General features: G+C 50.6%; 13 protein-coding genes. 4 read left to right on the top strand and 9 right to left on the bottom strand.

Going from position 1 to position 16,672, the window contains the following annotated elements; genetic code table 11:
• Nucleotides 1–11: 11 nt before the first annotated feature.
• Nucleotides 12–1,034 (bottom strand): aldo/keto reductase, encoded by a 1,023-nt coding sequence (locus BLQ88_RS03030; RefSeq protein ID WP_090146605.1) that lies wholly within the window; start codon nt 1,032–1,034, stop codon nt 12–14.
• 142 nt (nt 1,035–1,176) lie between these two features.
• On the opposite strand from BLQ88_RS03030, the gene ppk1 reads away from it, so the two are divergent.
• The gene (gene ppk1, locus BLQ88_RS03025) at nt 1,177–3,276 is read left to right on the top strand and encodes a polyphosphate kinase 1 (protein WP_090146603.1); all 2,100 of its coding nucleotides are present in this window, start codon (nt 1,177–1,179) and stop codon (nt 3,274–3,276) included.
• 206 nt (nt 3,277–3,482) lie between these two features.
• Nucleotides 3,483–4,076 carry a TetR/AcrR family transcriptional regulator gene (locus tag BLQ88_RS03020; protein ID WP_090146601.1) on the top strand — a complete coding sequence of 198 codons (594 nt, stop codon included), beginning with the start codon at nt 3,483–3,485 and terminating at the stop codon, nt 4,074–4,076.
• Here the strand turns inward: BLQ88_RS03020 and epsC are convergent.
• Entirely contained in the window at nt 4,069–4,902 is an 834-nt protein-coding gene (gene epsC, locus BLQ88_RS03015; RefSeq protein ID WP_090146590.1) for a serine O-acetyltransferase EpsC, read from the bottom strand. The two genes, BLQ88_RS03020 and epsC, sit on opposite strands and share 8 nt — an antisense overlap.
• A gap of 195 nt (nt 4,903–5,097) precedes the next feature.
• Here epsC and BLQ88_RS03010 point away from each other — a divergent pair, with 195 nt between their 5' ends.
• The gene (locus tag BLQ88_RS03010) at nt 5,098–6,009 is read left to right on the top strand and encodes an alpha/beta fold hydrolase (protein WP_090146588.1); all 912 of its coding nucleotides are present in this window, start codon (nt 5,098–5,100) and stop codon (nt 6,007–6,009) included.
• A gap of 160 nt (nt 6,010–6,169) precedes the next feature.
• On the opposite strand, the gene BLQ88_RS03005 is transcribed toward BLQ88_RS03010, so the two are convergent.
• Both BLQ88_RS03005 and BLQ88_RS03000 read right to left on the bottom strand, forming a co-directional pair.
• Complete coding sequence (locus BLQ88_RS03005; protein ID WP_090146586.1) at nt 6,170–7,270, bottom strand: T9SS type A sorting domain-containing protein; 1,101 nt, start codon at nt 7,268–7,270, stop codon at nt 6,170–6,172.
• Nucleotides 7,271–7,361: 91 nt separating this feature from the next.
• On the bottom strand, nt 7,362–8,531 hold the full coding sequence (locus tag BLQ88_RS03000) for an isoaspartyl peptidase/L-asparaginase family protein (RefSeq protein ID WP_090146584.1): 1,170 nt from the start codon (nt 8,529–8,531) through the stop codon (nt 7,362–7,364).
• A gap of 183 nt (nt 8,532–8,714) precedes the next feature.
• On the opposite strand from BLQ88_RS03000, the gene BLQ88_RS02995 reads away from it, so the two are divergent.
• Nucleotides 8,715–10,580 (top strand): glycoside hydrolase family 2 protein, encoded by a 1,866-nt coding sequence (locus BLQ88_RS02995; protein WP_090146582.1) that lies wholly within the window; start codon nt 8,715–8,717, stop codon nt 10,578–10,580.
• Between the two features lie 115 nt (nt 10,581–10,695).
• Here the strand turns inward: BLQ88_RS02995 and BLQ88_RS02990 are convergent, their stop codons facing one another.
• From BLQ88_RS02990 to BLQ88_RS02970, 5 genes are all read right to left on the bottom strand, one after another.
• Nucleotides 10,696–12,969: an NADP-dependent malic enzyme gene (locus tag BLQ88_RS02990; protein ID WP_090146580.1), complete on the bottom strand. Its 2,274-nt coding sequence runs from the start codon at nt 12,967–12,969 to the stop codon at nt 10,696–10,698.
• A 114-nt stretch (nt 12,970–13,083) separates the two neighbouring features.
• Entirely contained in the window at nt 13,084–14,274 is a 1,191-nt protein-coding gene (locus tag BLQ88_RS02985) for an MraY family glycosyltransferase (protein ID WP_090146578.1), read from the bottom strand.
• Nucleotides 14,275–14,424: 150 nt separating this feature from the next.
• Nucleotides 14,425–15,168 (bottom strand): glycosyltransferase family 2 protein, encoded by a 744-nt coding sequence (locus BLQ88_RS02980; RefSeq protein ID WP_090146576.1) that lies wholly within the window; start codon nt 15,166–15,168, stop codon nt 14,425–14,427.
• Nucleotides 15,165–15,731, bottom strand: a complete 567-nt coding sequence (locus BLQ88_RS02975) for a putative colanic acid biosynthesis acetyltransferase (protein WP_090146574.1) — start codon at nt 15,729–15,731, stop codon at nt 15,165–15,167. The genes BLQ88_RS02980 and BLQ88_RS02975 overlap by 4 nt, the downstream gene beginning before the upstream one ends.
• Complete coding sequence (locus BLQ88_RS02970) at nt 15,688–16,614, bottom strand: glycosyltransferase family 2 protein (protein WP_090146572.1); 927 nt, start codon at nt 16,612–16,614, stop codon at nt 15,688–15,690. The genes BLQ88_RS02975 and BLQ88_RS02970 overlap by 44 nt, the downstream gene beginning before the upstream one ends.
• Nucleotides 16,615–16,672 lie beyond the last annotated feature (58 nt).

The raw sequence follows: 16,672 nt of genomic DNA, 5'->3' as shown, positions 1-16,672 counted from the left end.
GCCGACGGCATCTACCCCCTATGATTATCCAAACTCTCATACAACCCCCCAAACGCCTCTTCCTTCACCCCGTCGGATTTCAGGAATTCATGGGGGAAGCCTAGTTCTATTTTACTTACCTCGTGCAGTTTTTGGAGCGCTTCTTCCGGTAGACGGAAATCGAGGCAGCCGAGGGAATCTATCAATTGACTTTCTTTCGATGCGCCGACGATCGGGATCATTACCTGGTCGCGGTGGCGCGTCCAGTTGATCGCCACTTGCGCCGGCGTTACGCCGAGTTCCGCGGCTACGTCCACTACGGTTTGCGCAATCAGGCTGCTGTGGTCGCTTCTGCGGGTGCTATGGTCGGGCACGCGGCCGGTTTCACCACGGAGGTACTTGCCCGTCAATGCGCCTCCGCCAATGGCTCCCCAGGGGGTTACGGCCAGGTCGAGGGCTTTGGCCATCGGTAGCAGGTCGCGCTCGGGTGTGCGTTGCAGGAGCGAGTACTCGAACTGAATGGCGGCAAATGCATTCCAGCCACGGAAATCGGCGATGGTATTGGCTTGCGAAACGATCCAGGCGGGCGTATCGGAAATGCCAATGTAATGCACCAGTCCGCGGGTCACCAGGTCGTCCAGTCCGCGCATGACTTCTTCGGCAGGCGTGGTGTTGTCCCACATATGCACCCAGAGGAGGTCGATGTACTCGGTATTGAGGCGTTTGAGGCTCGATGTTACCGAGCGCATCATGTTTTTACGGTGGTTACCCGCGAAATTCAGGTCGTCGTTACGGTCTTTGAGCGTAAACTTGGTTGCGAGCACAAAATGGTCGCGGTCGGTTTCGATGAATTCGCCGACGTATTTTTCCGAAGTGCCCTCGGTGTACCGGTTCGCGGTGTCGATGAAGTTGCCGCCTGCGTTGGCGAAGGCTTCGAAAATCTTGAAGCTCTCGTGCTTATCCGCTCCCCATCCCCAGTCTTTTCCGAAGGTCATGGCTCCCAGGCAAACTTCCGATACCCGTAAACCCGAGCGGCCTAATAATTGATAACGCATAGTGATTTAATGATAATTTTAAATGTAGATATAGCTTCGGAAACTTACCTGCCAACGTTGTTTTTTGTACCGCAAAGTTATATCCTTACCCGCCAAATGTATTTATATTGTACCAAATTTTGAATCTTTTACACCACACTCAATGATCGACGTTGCCTTTCCTTACTTTGATACCAATCTTAGCTGGCTTTCGAACAATTACAGGTTGCTGCTGGAAGCAAAAGACGAAACGGTACCGGTAAGGGAGCGTTTACGGTTTTTGGGTATCTACGCCTACCAAACCAAGGAGTTCTACCGGGTGCGTATCCCGAACCTGCTTGCGATGGGGGAGGTAAGCAACGACATCCGATCCAAACTGAACATTTTCCCGGAGTCGCTCCTCGAACACGTTTACGAAACGGTTGAGAACCAGCTCCGCGAGTTCAACGACATTCTGATATCCGGCATTCTGCCCGCCTTGCTCGAACAGGGCGTGCATTTGTATTACCGGGAGGCATTTGTACCTGAGCACGCGGCATTCGTGAGGCGCTTTTTCCTGGATAAACTGTTCAGATATTTACAGCCGGTGTTCCTGGATAGCCGCCGCACGCTGAAAACCCCTGCATTTGAATCCAAACAATTGTACCTGATCGTCAGGATGCAGCATAAGGAAGATGCCGAGGAAGATTGGTACGCATCGGTAAATGTGCCTTCCGAGCCTTACAGCCGCTTTTTGGAACTGCCTGAATGGGAAGGTAAGCGCCATGTCGCATTTCTGGAAGATGTGATCCGCGAGAATCTGCCGCTGCTTTTTCCCGGCTACAATGTATTGGAAAGCTATGCATTGCGGGTCGAGCGCGAAACGGAGCTAGCCATCGAGGACGAATACCCGATGCAAGTCGCGCAACGCATTCTGAAACAGCTTGAAAAGCGGAATTTCGTGCAGCCGTCGCAGTACTTTTATGAATCGGGGATGCCGCTGTATGTGCGCGAATATCTGGTAGGTAAGGTGTCGATCCCGATGAATGACTTCCACGAACGGGGCGATTACCTGTTTATGCAGGACCTGGCCAAATTTCCGGTAATATCGCGGCGCCTCGACTATCCCTATCAACGGCCGGTCCAGAACCCCGAATTCGACGAAACGAAATCGGTCTTCGAGGCCATTCAGCAGGGCGATCAGATGCTGCATTTGCCCTATCAATCTTACGAACCAATCGTCCGGTTCTTCAATGAAGCCGCGGTGGACCCGCACGTGCGCGAGATCCATGTTTCTTTGTACAAAATAAGTCCTAATTCATTTATACTGAATTCTTTAATCAGTGCTTCCAAAAACGGCAAACGTGTCACGACTTATGTGGAACTGAATACTAAACTCGATATTCAGGAGAACCTGCAATGGTCGAAAAAGATGCGTGATGCCGGGGTGAAGATATTACTCAGCGTACCGGGCCTGAAAGTGCACGCGAAAATGGCTTTGGTAAAACGAAAGGTTCACAAAGGGTGGGAGCGTTATGCATTCCTCGGTACCGGCGGTTTTTACAGGCTCACCAGCAGGGAAATCGTGGATCACGCATTGCTTACCTCGCACCGCGAGCTGACCAACGAGCTGGAACTGCTGTTCGGTTACCTGTCCACACAAGACGAGCCGAAGAAATATAAGTACCTTCCATTCAATACATTACAGGTTACGCAGTTTAACCTGCAAAAGCGCCTGCTCGATTTGATGGACCGAGAGATTGCCAACTGCAACGCGGGGCTCAAATCTTTCATTACCATTAAAATCAACCAGTTACAGGACCATATCCTGATCGACAAGCTTTACCAGGCAGGTCAGGCGGGCGTGCCCGTGCATGTGATCGTGAGCGAGAGCTGCGGGCTGATCTCGGGATTGCCGTCGATCAGCGACAATGTGGTCGTGAGCCGGCATGTCGACCGGTACGTCGAGAACACCCGGATATTCCATTTCGGTAACCGCGGTAACGACGAGATTTACCTTACATCCTGTGACTGGACCCACCGTAACCTCCATCGGCGGATCGACATTTGCTTTCCGGTACTGGACGAAACGCTGAAAAACCAGATGCGGACTGTGCTGCGGAATTATGTGAACGACAACCAGAAATCGGTACGGCTGGATCTCTATCAGAACAACTTACGCATCTCCGACGACTCGCGCGGGAAGGTGCGCGCGCAGGAGGCGAACTACCGGTTAGTGGAGAAAATTGAGCGGAATGGGCTCTCCCGACGTTCAGAAATATAAGCTTTCCGGCCGCTTAAAAAAATTTTATCAGCATTAAATTTCTGAATCGGCTGTCTGATTTAATGGACGGCGTTTGTAGAAAATGTAAAGAATTTTTGAAGGACTTTTTTCGTAGTCACCGCTTGCGTGGCCTTGAAGTGTAAGGGGTATATGCTTATATTTGAATCACATCATTTCTGAATCAATCCTAAAAGACACTTTTAAGCATGGGAATAGTAGAGCGAAGAGAGCGGCTTAGAATACAGGTACGCTCAGACATCGTTAAGACAGCCAAGGACATAGCCCGTGAGGACGGGTGGACGGCTGTTTCGATTCGCAAGATCGCTGATGTAATTGAATACAGCCCGCCTATTCTCTATGAATATTTTGAAAGTAAGGACAAACTCCTGGAAGCTATCCGTATGGAAGGCTTCGACTATTTGCAGACGGAGTTTGTGAAGATAAAAGGGCATTTCAGCAATCCGCAGAAGCAACTTGTGGAAGTCGCGCAGACGATCTGGCATTTCGCGGTCGAAAACCCCGAGGTATTCCAGGTGATGTTCAATCTCGAAGGCGCGTACTGCGATTCGAAAAAGGCTTATGGCAATGCGATGAGCATCAAGGATAACCCGGTATGGGAAATGATCGCAGGCCTCCGCCCGAAATCGGGAGATCTGGTTACTAAGACTTACTATGAATGGTGGTGCCTTACCTTCGGGTTTATCAGCATTACCATGACCACCCAGCCACGTTACGCATTCCCGCAGGCCGAGCCTGTGTATATGGAAGGCATCCGGAGATTTATCCGGAGCATTATGTAACGGAAGGCGAAGAATGTTGGCGTATCTCTATTTTGCTTTGGTGATAAACCAGGGAATATGGAGGTACGCTTTTCGTTAGCCAGGCATTTCCGCCAATGATCGAGTCGTGGCCGATCACGGTTTCTCCTCCCAGGATAGTCGCATTGGCATACACCACCACATTATCTTCAATCGTCGGGTGCCGCTTGTGCGAGGCGAGCGACTTCGAAACGTGCGTCGCGCCGAGGGTTACACCCTGGTACAACTTCACATTATTGCCGATATGAGTCGTTTCGCCGATCACCACGCCTGTGCCGTGGTCGATGAAGAACGAATGACCGATGGTCGCATTCGGGTGAATATCGATGCCCGTCTGGCTATGGGCAAATTCCGTAAGCATACGCGGGAGCAATGGAATACCGGCTTTGGCAAAAGAATGCGCAAAACGGTAAGTGGCAATGGCCATAAAACCCGGGTACACCGAAATCACCTCTTCGATGCTCACCGAAGCAGGGTCATTGTCGGTAATGGATTTGGCGTCGGTCAGCAATGCCTCGTAAATACCGGGGATTTGTGCAAACACTTCGTCCAGTATTTCCGCTGTATCGCGTTCGAGCTGTGGCAGAAGCGGTTGCAGCATGCAGTTCAGATCGTTACGCAAATCGGCATATTTCATGGCCAGATCCTTGGCAGGGCAGCTGGGACAATCCTTGCTGATCGGGAAGAGGAAATTGATCAGATTCTGAATGAATTTACCCGCGTCCTGGCGTGAAGGCAGTTTGTACGTGTATTTTTCATTCTGAGCGGTAAGGCGCTCAAAGAAAAGTGCTTGCTGGGTGGTTGTCATTAAAATAGAGGTTAACCGATACCGTTAAACCATTACTGGCACTGCTTTTGAATATCCAACAACGAAATGCAGTGAAAAATTTTGAGAGTGGCGTTTTCTTTTCAAAAAAGGCCGATTGTCAGTTTTTTCTCCCGATAAAATCGTATATTGAAATATCCTGTGAATTTAGGAAATAAGGCAGATTCTTTACGACGTATGTTAAGTTTTAAATTACTTCGTTCGGCTATCCTGTTCCTTTCTTTGACCGTCTCACTGAGCTCCTGCTTTTCGCGGTACATTATTTCAGCCAAGGAAGTGCGGAGGCATTATGCCGATAAGAAAGTCAAGCCGAAGGAGATTTTCATCAAGAACGACACACTTTCCCTTTCGCTCGCCAGCATGGGTCCGGACACGCTCCCCATGCTGCTGCTCATTCACGGTGCTCCGGGTTCTCTGTGGGGATATATGAACCTGATGGACGACGAGGACCTGCAAAAGCACTTCCACATCGTATCGGTCGATAGGGTCGGTTATGGTAAATCACGGCTCAAAAAACGGCGGTATGTGACCTCGATCGAGACGCAGGCAAATGCATTGCTCCCGGTATTCTCGCTCAACAAAAGTGACCAGAAAGTCATTGTGCTCGGTCGTTCGTATGGCGCACCGATCGCGGCAAAGCTGGCATCCCTGGCACCGGATCAGGTGAAGGAGCTCATTATGGTATCCCCGGTGATCGATCCCGAAAAGGAGCGCTTTTTCTGGTTCTCCAAATGGGGCAGGATGAGCTTCGTGCAGTTGTTTCTTCCGGGCGCTTTCAATGCGGCTACCGCCGAAAAATACAGCCACGCCGACGAGCTCCGGAAGCTTCTCCCGGTTTGGGAACGGCTAAGCGTTCCTACGACAGTCATCCAGGGAGGTAACGACTGGATCGCCGATCCTGCCAATATCGATTTTGCTAAAAAACACATCAAAAGCAAGCGGGCACAATACATTTTCCTGTACAATGCAGGCCATATGATTACTTTTTCGCACGCGGCGATGATTAAGGAAATGTTGCTTAAAAGCAGGTTGTTTCAGGAAAAGATCACGGCATTGGAGCCGAAAGGAGAGGAAATGGTCAGCGAATAAATGGGCCAATTGCTATGCAAAAAAGAAAGCGGCAAATCACAGGACCTGCCGCTTTTCTGTTTAATAATTAACCTATGGTAATACGTGAAATTAGATTTCACCTAAAACAACTATATCCATAGGACGACATTCATGCCCGGTACCATTACAGCAAAGGGCATTATCTCAATACTTTCTGTGTTACCGAATCTTTGGCATTGCTCGCGCGGATAAGGTACATACCGCTTGCAAGGTTGCGCATGTCGAATTCTTCCTGTACCGCTATTTCAGGTACTTTACTGGCGATTTCGGTCAGTACTCGACCATTCATATCGATCAGTTGCAAACGGATGATCGCCCGTTGCTTGCTGTACGCTTTTACCGTCACGAAGCTTTCGGTTGGCACGGGGTATGCCTGAATGGCCATCGTGACTTCGGAAGAAGAAACCACAGGCGTTGAAGTAATCACGCCACCGTACTCCGACGACTCGTAAGGCGGTACTGCAACCGTTTCGCCGGGCCTGTCGATCACCGTCACCATTCCTTCACGGTAGCTTTCGGAAATCTTCGCACCATCGCGCCATTCTGTTACCACCATCGCAAAGAGGTAATTACCAACCACCTCAGGCGCAGTCCAGACCAGTTTTTTCTGCACCGCGTCTATTTTAAATGTACCCGAAGCGCTGATTTCATTGGGGAATAAATAGCTATGATCCAGCATCCGCACGCCGCAGGTACCCGGTGAAGGCTTGCTAAGCCGCGCGACCCGGATGGTAATGCTGTCGTTGTCGGCAACTGTGGGTTTAAGATCTACGGAAAATATCTGGCGGACGCCGGCTTCGAATTCAAGATTTGGCAGGACCGGCGTGGAATTTTGCTGCTGCGTATCGAGCACTGTCCAAAGAAATTGGGGCGTAAACTGTGAATCCGGCAGGTTAAGTATTTGTCCGGTGCGATTGTCCAATGCGAGCGAAAGTTGGTAAATGCCCGAAGTAGGGAAGGTGTAGCTGACCTGGAATTCTCCCACCGATACTTTGTTGGTAATTGCCCTGATCGACGTTCTGGGCAAGTCTTTGACGGCCCCGTCGCCCATACAAACCGTTACCAAATTCAACGCATTAACCGCGCCCTCGCCGTTTTCCACGTCAAGATAGAGCCTTACCTTGATGTTGTACGTTTGCCCGGACACATGGCTTGCCAGGATTTCCCCGCCTCGCAGGTGTGACGCTTGCGCGTACGCCGAAAGCAGGATCAGTAAGAGAATGCTGTAAACTGATTTCATATAGAGGAAAAGAAGCCGTGAGGTTACAAAACTATACATGTTCAAAACGCGTAAAGCAATGGATTTTGTATGGCGTTTTTAAAACAAACTGCTAGTCTTTGTAAATCAATATTTCACGTTTGCCGTCGGCTTTGATATAGCCGCGGTACATGCCTTCGCTATTGAATGGCATCGCCACATTTCCGTTCCGGTCCACCGCGATTACACCACCTTCGCCACCTCTCTCGACCAGCTTTTTCATCACCACTTCATTCGCGGCATCGCCCAACGACATTCCTTTATATTCCATCAATGCGGAAATGTCGTGCGCTACCACCGAACGAATGAAATACTCGCCATGGCCGGTAGCGGAAACTGCGCAAGTTGCATTGTTGGCATAAGTGCCGACCCCGATGATCGGCGCGTCGCCAATGCGGCCATAGCGCTTGTTGGTCATTCCGCCGGTAGAAGTCCCCGCCGCGAGGTTGCCATATTTGTCCAAAGCCACACACCCGACAGTTCCAAACTTCTTGCCCTCCGTGAAAATCAAATCTTCCGTGGAATTGATGGAGGAAGGGGAGGAATGGGAGGAATGGGAGGATGGGGAGGAAAGGGAGGAAGGGGAGGAAGGGGAGGAAAGGGAGGAATGGGAGGATGGGACGAAGGGGCCACTGCCCTTTTTTCCCTTTCCTCCATCCTCCTTTCCTCCCTTTACTCCATCCTCCTTTTCTCCCTTTTCCGCCTCCTTAGCCCGCTCCAATGCCTTGTACCGTGCTTCGGTGTAGAAGTAAGACGGGGCGACGATTTCCAGTCCCTTTTCTTTGGCAAATTGCTCGGCGCCTTTCCCGGCCATCATTACGTGGACGGACTGGTCCATTACCGCAATGGCGGCTGAAATGGGGTTTTTGATTGTTGTAACGCCTGCTACTGCGCCCGCTTTCAGCGTTTTGCCTTCCATAATGGCTGCGTCCAGTTCGTTTTTACTTTCATTGGTGAAAACGGCGCCTTTACCCGCATTGAACAACGGGGAATCTTCCATCACGTGAATAGCAGCTTCTACGGCCTGGACGCTGGTCCCTCCTTTTTTTAACACGTCATAACCTTTTTCCAATGCGGTATTCATTGCGTTGCGGTATGCTTTTTCGCTTTCGGGGCTCATATTCGCCCGGGTGATCGTGCCTGCACCCCCGTGTATGACGAGCGTGATCTTGTCGGAGAAATCCTGAGCGAATGCGGAAACGCAGGTAAGCATCGCAAGCAGGGTAAGGGAAAGTCTTTTCATGGGATAGTAATGTTTGAGTGATGTTGCCAAATCTAGCAACTAAAATCTGATATCGCTATGCTATTGATACCCGGGCGGTTCGGGGTTTTCGGGGCAGATATTGCGGTTTTTTGTACAGTAGAGCGCATTCCGGTGCTACTTTTGGTAGTTCTAATTAAAATTTACTCAAAAAACCGAACTCTGATGAAGAAAGTAGTGCTTAGTCTGGGAGTCCTCCTGGGCAGCCTGTATGGTCAGGCCTATGCGCAGCAAACTGTCGACTGGAAGTATGTGCAAGGCAAGATCGTAACGCCATGGGCGGAGAAAGTGGTGGCAGCAACCCCGCTTCCTGAATACCCCCGTCCGCAAATGGTGCGCCAGAACTGGCAGAATATCAATGGCCTGTGGGATTACGCTATCGTTCCTGCCAGCGCGGGTGACGCCAAGCCAACCGCATTTGATGGTAAAATACTCGTTCCTTTCGCGGTAGAATCCGCATTGTCCGGCGTGGGTAAGACCGTGGGCAAGGACAGCATTCTCTGGTACCAGCGCTTAATCGATTTTGCACCCAAATTGAAAGATCAGCGTGTGTTGCTGCATTTCGGCGCCGTGGACTGGAAAGCGGAAGTTTTCGTGAACGGCAAACCGGCCGGGAGTCACCAGGGCGGCTTCGATCCTTTCTCTTTCGACATTACCGACTTGCTGGTTAAGAAAAAGCAGCAGGAAATCGTGGTGAAAGTGTGGGACCCGAGCAGCGACGGCCCGCAACCGCGCGGCAAGCAGATCAAAAACCCGCATGGGATCTGGTACACACCGGTAACGGGCATTTGGCAGACGGTTTGGCTTGAAACAGTCGCGACCAGCCATATTGCAAAGGTTATCCCCGTGGCCGACATTGATAAACAAACGCTAACCGTGAATACGGAAGTAGCGGGCGCCGGTGCAGCCGATAAAGTGAAAATCACTGTATGGGACGGTGTAAATAAAGTGGCTGAACAAGAAGTGGCAGCAAACCAGCCTGCTACGCTGAATATCAGCGACGCGAAACTCTGGTCACCGGATTCGCCGAATCTCTATAACCTGACGGTAACCCTTACCCGCAACGGAAAGCCGGTGGACGAGGTAAAAAGCTACGCGGCAATGCGTAAAATAGGTGTGCAGGTGGATGAGAACGGCATCCAGCGCATGACTTTGAACAACAAATTCCTCTTTCAATACGGCCCGCTCGACCAGGGCTGGTGGCCCGATGGCCTCTACACCGCGCCTACCGACGAGGCATTGAAGTTCGATATCCTGAAAACCAAGGAAATGGGCTTCAACATGATCCGTAAGCACGTGAAAGTGGAGCCCGCGAGATGGTACCGCTATTGCGACGAGCTTGGTATGCTCGTTTGGCAGGATATGCCGAGCGGCGACCTGGGCAACAACTGGGGAATGCACCCGGGCATTACCGCCAACGAAAGCGACAAAAACCGCACGCCGGAGTCCGAAAATATTTACAAAACAGAATGGAAGGCGATCATGGATGCCAACCGTTTCTTCCCGTCTATCGTCGTTTGGGTACCATTCAACGAGGCGTGGGGGCAGTTCAAAACGGCGGAAATCACTAACTGGACCATGCAGTACGACCCGTCGCGCCTCGTGAATAGCGCCAGTGGCGGCAATTTCGAGCCGGTAGGGCACATTATCGATTTGCACAACTATCCTGCACCGGCAATGCCACGTCCGGAATTGTTCGGCCAGAAGCAGATCATTGTTTTGGGTGAATTCGGTGGATTAGGTTTGCCGGTCGACCAGCACGTTTGGCAGCAGAAAGATAACTGGGGTTACCAGAGCTTTAAAAACCAGGAGGAGCTGTATAACCGTTACGAAACGTTTATCAACCGCTTCGAACCATTGATCAAAAAGGGCCTTTCGGCAGCTGTTTACACGCAGACTACCGACGTAGAAGTGGAAACCAACGGTTTAATGACTTATGACCGCAAGGTGATCAAATTCCCTGAGGCGAAATTGAAGCAAATCCACTCGAAACTTTACGATCCTTCATTTGTGAAGTTGAAGGGGAAATAGCGGCGCTTTACCGCTAAGACTGACCGCCGACCACCGACCGCTGACCGCCGATTTCGTTTTACAAGCAATCGGCGGTCAGCGGTCAGTGGTCGGCGGTCTTTTAACAATCGCCGCTCTAATTCCCCTTCATCTGCGCTTCCACAACGGCAATCGCCACCATGTTCACAATCTCCCGCACCGAGCTACCGAGTTGCAGCACGTGTACCGGCTTTTTGAGGCCAAGCAGGATCGGCCCGATGGTTTCGAGTTCCGCAGCTTCTTTCAGCAGGTTGTATGCAATGTTACTGGCTGAAAGATTTGGGAAAATCAATGTATTCGCACCGCCGTCGACCAGGTCGCTGAACGGGTGGTTTTCCTTTAACAACTCCGTATTGAATGCCAAATGCGCCTGCATTTCGCCTTCCACGATCATCGACGGATTGCGTTTTTTGAGGATTGCCGTCGCTTCGCGCATTTTATCGGCGTCGGCACCTTTGGCGCTGCCGTAGTTGGCATAGGTTACCAATGCAATGCGCGGCTGAATATTGAAGCGCTCTACGGCTTTCGCGGTGAGTTCGGTGATCTCTACGATGTCTTCAACGGTCGGGTCGAGGTTGACGGTCGTGTCGGAGAAGAATAGCGGCCCTTTCGGTGTGAGCAGAATGTACATACCCGCCACTTTGTTGACGCCTTCCTGCTTGCCGATTACTTGCAGCGCGGGGCGGATCGTGTCGGGGTAAGTCCTTGTCAAGCCGGAAATGAATGCGTCGGCCTCACCGGTTTCGACCATCATCGACCCGAAATAGCTTTTGAAATACATCGTACGGCGCGCTTCGATTGGCGTGAGGCCTTTACGCTTGCGTTTGTCGTACAATTTGGCCGCATATTTTTCAATCATCGGATCGCTTTCCGGCACGCGCGGATCGATAATCGATACATCGGCAAGGTCGAGCTTGCTCTCGCGGATCAAATGCTGGATGGTTTCCTTGTTACCCAAAAGAATAGGCGTGGCAATGCCTTCGTCGCGCACTTGCTGAGCGGCACGAAGTACTTGGATGTTTTCCGCATCGGCGAATACCACCTTTTTAGGCGCTTGTTTCGCTTTGTTGAGGATCACGCGCGAGATCTGCTCATTCCGTCCCAGGCGGCTCGAAAGCTCCTGTTCGTAAGCATCCCAATCGGTGATTACTTTCCGTGCGACGCCGGTTTCAATGGCCGCTTTCGCCACAGCGGGTGCCACGGTTGTCAGCAGGCGGGGATCTACCGGTTTTGGAATAATATAATTTTTACCAAAAACGATATTCGTCTCGTTGTAGGCAAGGTTCACGATGTCGGGAACGGGCTTGGTAGCGAGGTCTGCTAACGCGTGCACGGCAGCCAGCTTCATTTCTTCGTTGATTTCCGTCGCCCGTACGTCGAGCGCACCCCTGAATATGTACGGGAAGCCCAGTACATTGTTCACCTGGTTGGGATAATCGGAGCGGCCCGTAGCCATAATCACGTCTTCACGTGCTTCGACGGCATCCGGATAGGGGATTTCCGGGTTTGGGTTGGCCATAGCGAGCACAATCGGGTCTTTCGCCATTGATTTCACCATTTCTTTGGAAACAATATCCGCGGTAGAAAGGCCCAGGAACAAGTCGGCGCCTACCATCGCTTCTTCGAGCGATTCGTAAGCCTTGTCGGTCGCGAACTGCTTTTTCATGTCGCTCAAATCCGTCCGGCCATTGTGAATGTGCCCTTTGGTATCGAACATCGCGATGTTTTTGGGACTCGCGCCCAATGAAAGGTACAGCTTCGTACACGATACCGCGGATGCGCCTGCACCCGATACGACCACGCGAATGTCCTCGATCTTTTTGTCGACGAGTTTCAATGCATTCAGCATGGCCGCGGCGCTGATGATGGCCGTACCGTGCTGATCGTCGTGCATGACGGGAATGTTCAGCTCTTTTTTTAGCCTGGCTTCGATGTCGAAGCACTCGGGCGCCTTAATGTCTTCAAGGTTGACGCCGCCGAAAGTAGGTTCGAGGATTTTGACAGTTCTTACAAATTCATCAACGTCCTTGGTATTGAGTTCGATGTCAAAAACGTCGATGTCCGCATATATTTTGAAGAGCAGTCCCTTACCTTCCATTACCGGCTTGGAGGCTTCCGGGCCGATATCGCCCAGGCCGAGTACGGCGGTACCGTTACTGATCACGGCCACCAGATTGCCTTTGGCGGTGTATTGATAGGCGTTTTCTACGTTATCGGCGATTTCCAGACAGGGCTCTGCCACGCCGGGCGAATATGCTAGCGAAAGGTCGCGTTGGGTACTCGTTTCTTTGGTGGGGATAACCTGTATTTTTCCAGGCCTACCCTTGGAATGGTAGTATAGCGCGTCTTCTTTTCTGATCTTTTTGTTCATACCTGAGTTGACTATGTTTCGTGCAAGGTACAAACATTCGGTTCACCGCAATGAATTCTCAGAAGGTATTCACGAGAATTTCATCACGGTTTTTAAGCCCAGCAAATCGATCGATTATTGGAAGGTAGAGAGGTCGTCGTCGGCCATTGAAGGGCTTTTGACCAATTTTTTCCGCTCTTTGACGGTGACAATGCGTTTTTTGAGAAAATAGGCAAACACCATGTACAAACCGAACATTCCGATGTAAATGTAGAGCGATGCGGTGTTGGTAATGTCGCCGTGGAATGCGAAGAACATTGCGGTATTGAAGATCGTCACCATCCACAGTGTGAACGACGCCCAGAAGTGGTTCAGGCCGTTGTCGATCAGGATGTGGTGCATGTGGTTGCGGTCGGCTACGAATGGGGAGCCGCCTTTGAAAATGCGGACGATGAACACGCGCAAGGTGTCGAAAATAGGTACGATCAGCAGCACCATAACGATGATCGGTGCATTGAAATAAGCATTCGGATCGTGCAGGTAACCTACATTCAATGAGAGGAATTCAACGGCGAAGATCGAAAGCAGGTAGCCGACGATCAGCGAACCGGTGTCGCCCATGAAGATTTTACTCGTTTTGGAAAAATTAAAACGAAGGAAACCAAGCAGCGAACCCGACATAGCGAATGCAAGGCAACCGAACGAGAAGTGATCGTTGGCAATGAACCATATCCCGAACCCGAGCCCGGCAATGAGGCTGATACCGCCGGCCAGACCGTCGATCCCGTCGATGAGGTTGATCGCATTGATGATCGCGATGAATATGAAAACGGTGAGCGGAATGCTGATGAAGTCCGAAACGCCGTGAATGCCGAAGATGCCGTAGAAGTTATCGACCTTGAAGTTGCCCATAGCCACGAGGATCAGCGAAGCGAAAATCTGGATAATGAGCTTTTTAGTAGGGTCTACCGCAAGAATATCGTCCTTAATCCCCAGGAAAAACAGGATGATCACGCCGGTCATGGCGAGGCTGATCAGGTTTGAATCGAGAATATTTTCCGAATGCGGCCAGAGGAAATAGGCTATTAAGGTTGCTGCAAATATGGCAATACCGCCCAAAGTAGGGGTTTCTGTCTCATGTGAACTTCTGAAACCCGGCTTTGCGGTCAAATGCAACAGGTTCGAGAGGTTGATGATGATGGGTATTGAAATGATCGAAAGAAAGCAGCCTATCAGAAACGAGAGAAGGCATTGATAGATGTCGTGATGGACAAGCGTATTGACGTTTCCTTCGGTCAGAATTTGCAGAGGTAGTTGTAGTTCCATGAGCTTGTCAAATTGGGAAGTGCGTAGCGGTGCGGATTCGAAAATCCAAAATCAAATGTCGAAATATAAACCAATAATTGAAATATGCAAATGCCTGAATATCAAAATATTTACTGTGTGGTTTAGGGTACTTTAGTTGACTTCGCGGCCTTAGATAAATTGTATTATTTTTCTTAAAGGTTTTAACCATAAAGTATAAAACCGGGGTTTCAGATTGTTGATTTTCCAGGCCAGCCGGTCGTTGCGGTTCGCTGCGACGCGGTTCTTGAATGTGCTGTTGCTCACGCCGCCCGCCCGCATTTTCACGAGGACTTTGGGTACGTAAGCGAGCTTGATGTTTTCACGATGTACAAACCGCAGCATCAGTTCGTAATCTGCTGCGCTTCCCAGATCGAGGCGAAAGTGCCCGTGTGTGTTGTAGACCTCCTTTTTGACAAAAAAAGTAGGGTGTGGCGGCATCCATCCATTCAGAAACGCGCCTACTTTGTAAGCACCAGAGACCCATTTCCGGCGCACCACCGTTGCATCGTTCGCATCGATATATTCAAGATCGCCGTAGGAAGCATCGAAGTCGCTCGAAGCCAGTACCCCGGCCACCTCGCTGACAACCGATGGATAAGCGTAAAAGTCATCGGCATTCAATATCCCTATAACATCACCGGTTGCCAATTGTATGCCTTTGTTCATGGCATCGTAAATTCCGCCGTCCGGTTCGCTCAGAAAACGGGCGATTTTGTCACCGTATGACCGCACGATTTCCTGGGTACCATCCTTCGAATTTCCGTCCACGATAATGTATTCGATATCAGGATAATCCTGCCCGAGAACGGACTCGATGCAATGGCCGATCGTAGCGGCGCCGTTATATACAACAGTAAGAATGCTTACTTTCAACTGGTTATAGTTCTTGTTTTGATATATTTCGCAGGATTTCCCTGATAAATTCCATAAGCTTCCAAATGGCTAGTCGCGACTGATCCAACGGTCAACAGCGCGTGAGAGCCGACATTTACGCCCGGACAAACCGTTGCCTGGGCGCCGATCCACGAGCCTGGACCCAGCGTTATGGGCTTCACGATCAGGTCAAAAGTGCTTTTTCTGTAATTATGGTTGCCGGTCAAAAGCATTGCGCCCTGCGACAAACATGCATTTGATTCGATAGTCACCAATGTGAGGTTGTCGATCCACACATTTTCCCCGATCCATACGTGGTCGCCTATTTGCAGGAACCAGGGGTATTTCACGTTCACTTTTGGCTTGATCACCACCCCTTTGCCGATCTTCGCGCCGAACAGCCGGAGCAATGCGACCTTGAATGCAGAAGGGTAGGGAATGTGTGTGTGAATGAACAGGCGGTTGGCCAGATACCAGATGATCAGCTTCGGATAGCCGCCCGGATTATACCAATCGTTGTTATAAACGGACAGATTGGTTTGGGTTTCTGAGGTCTTTTCCATATTCCGTCCTGAAATGTGATATGATAGCTTCCTTGTCGCGGCCTACCCGGTGATACACCTCGTAAATCTTGGCATCCACCAGGAACCGGTACCAAAACCCCTGTAAAACGTGCCAGATAAGTCCCTTTGTTCCATCCAGGAATCCCAATTTGACGAAATACCTGTATACAAAGTAGATAAACGGCCGTGTGAACAGCGGCATGCTGGCGTATTTGATTTTCAGAAAACGCGTGCGCTGCTCCTGGGTTCCCCAGAAAGTCGGCTCGACGGTCTCCTTGTTATCAAAGTTATATTTAATGTTCAACAGGTCGATTACCTCCCTGATTGCGTAATTGTTATGCTTTTGCGTCCACCACGTCAGGTTGTTGAGGGTATGATCGACGATATCATGCTGTAACTGCGCGGTGGTGCCGCTGCTCAGCTTGATATGCTCATCCATCCACAATTCCTCGCAAATGCCCAGCCCGCGCCGCCACACACGCAGGAGCCAGATCGGATAGTACCCGCCGCGGCGGATCCATTTCTCCATAAAAATCACCCGACGTTTCACGTAAAGGCCTGAGATGTCCTCCGGCACCTGTCCGATTGAGCTGTTGAGCTCACGGGCGAGTTCGGGCGTAATGTACTCGTCCGCGTCCATGCGCATGAGCCATTGCGTCTGGAACGGATTGTTCCGAATGCCGAAATTGAACTGGAATGCGTAGGAAACCCAGGGATTCTGAACGACGGTAGCGCCGAGGCTTTCGGCGATCGCGACCGTGTCGTCGGTGGAAAACGAGTCGACGATGAAAATTTTATCGGTAACCTGTAACAGGCTTTGAATGCACCGGCCGATGTGCTTGGATTCGTTGTGCGTTAAAATAATGACGGATAAATCGACCATATAGGATTAAACAGAACCTGTACCTGGCGCCGGTCAGCGGTTACATTCGACTGTAAAT

Origin of the sequence: Dyadobacter soli, assembly GCF_900101885.1 — a bacterium.
GTDB lineage: Bacteria > Bacteroidota > Bacteroidia > Cytophagales > Spirosomataceae > Dyadobacter > Dyadobacter soli.
This window is presented reverse-complemented; position numbering and strand designations above follow the sequence as displayed.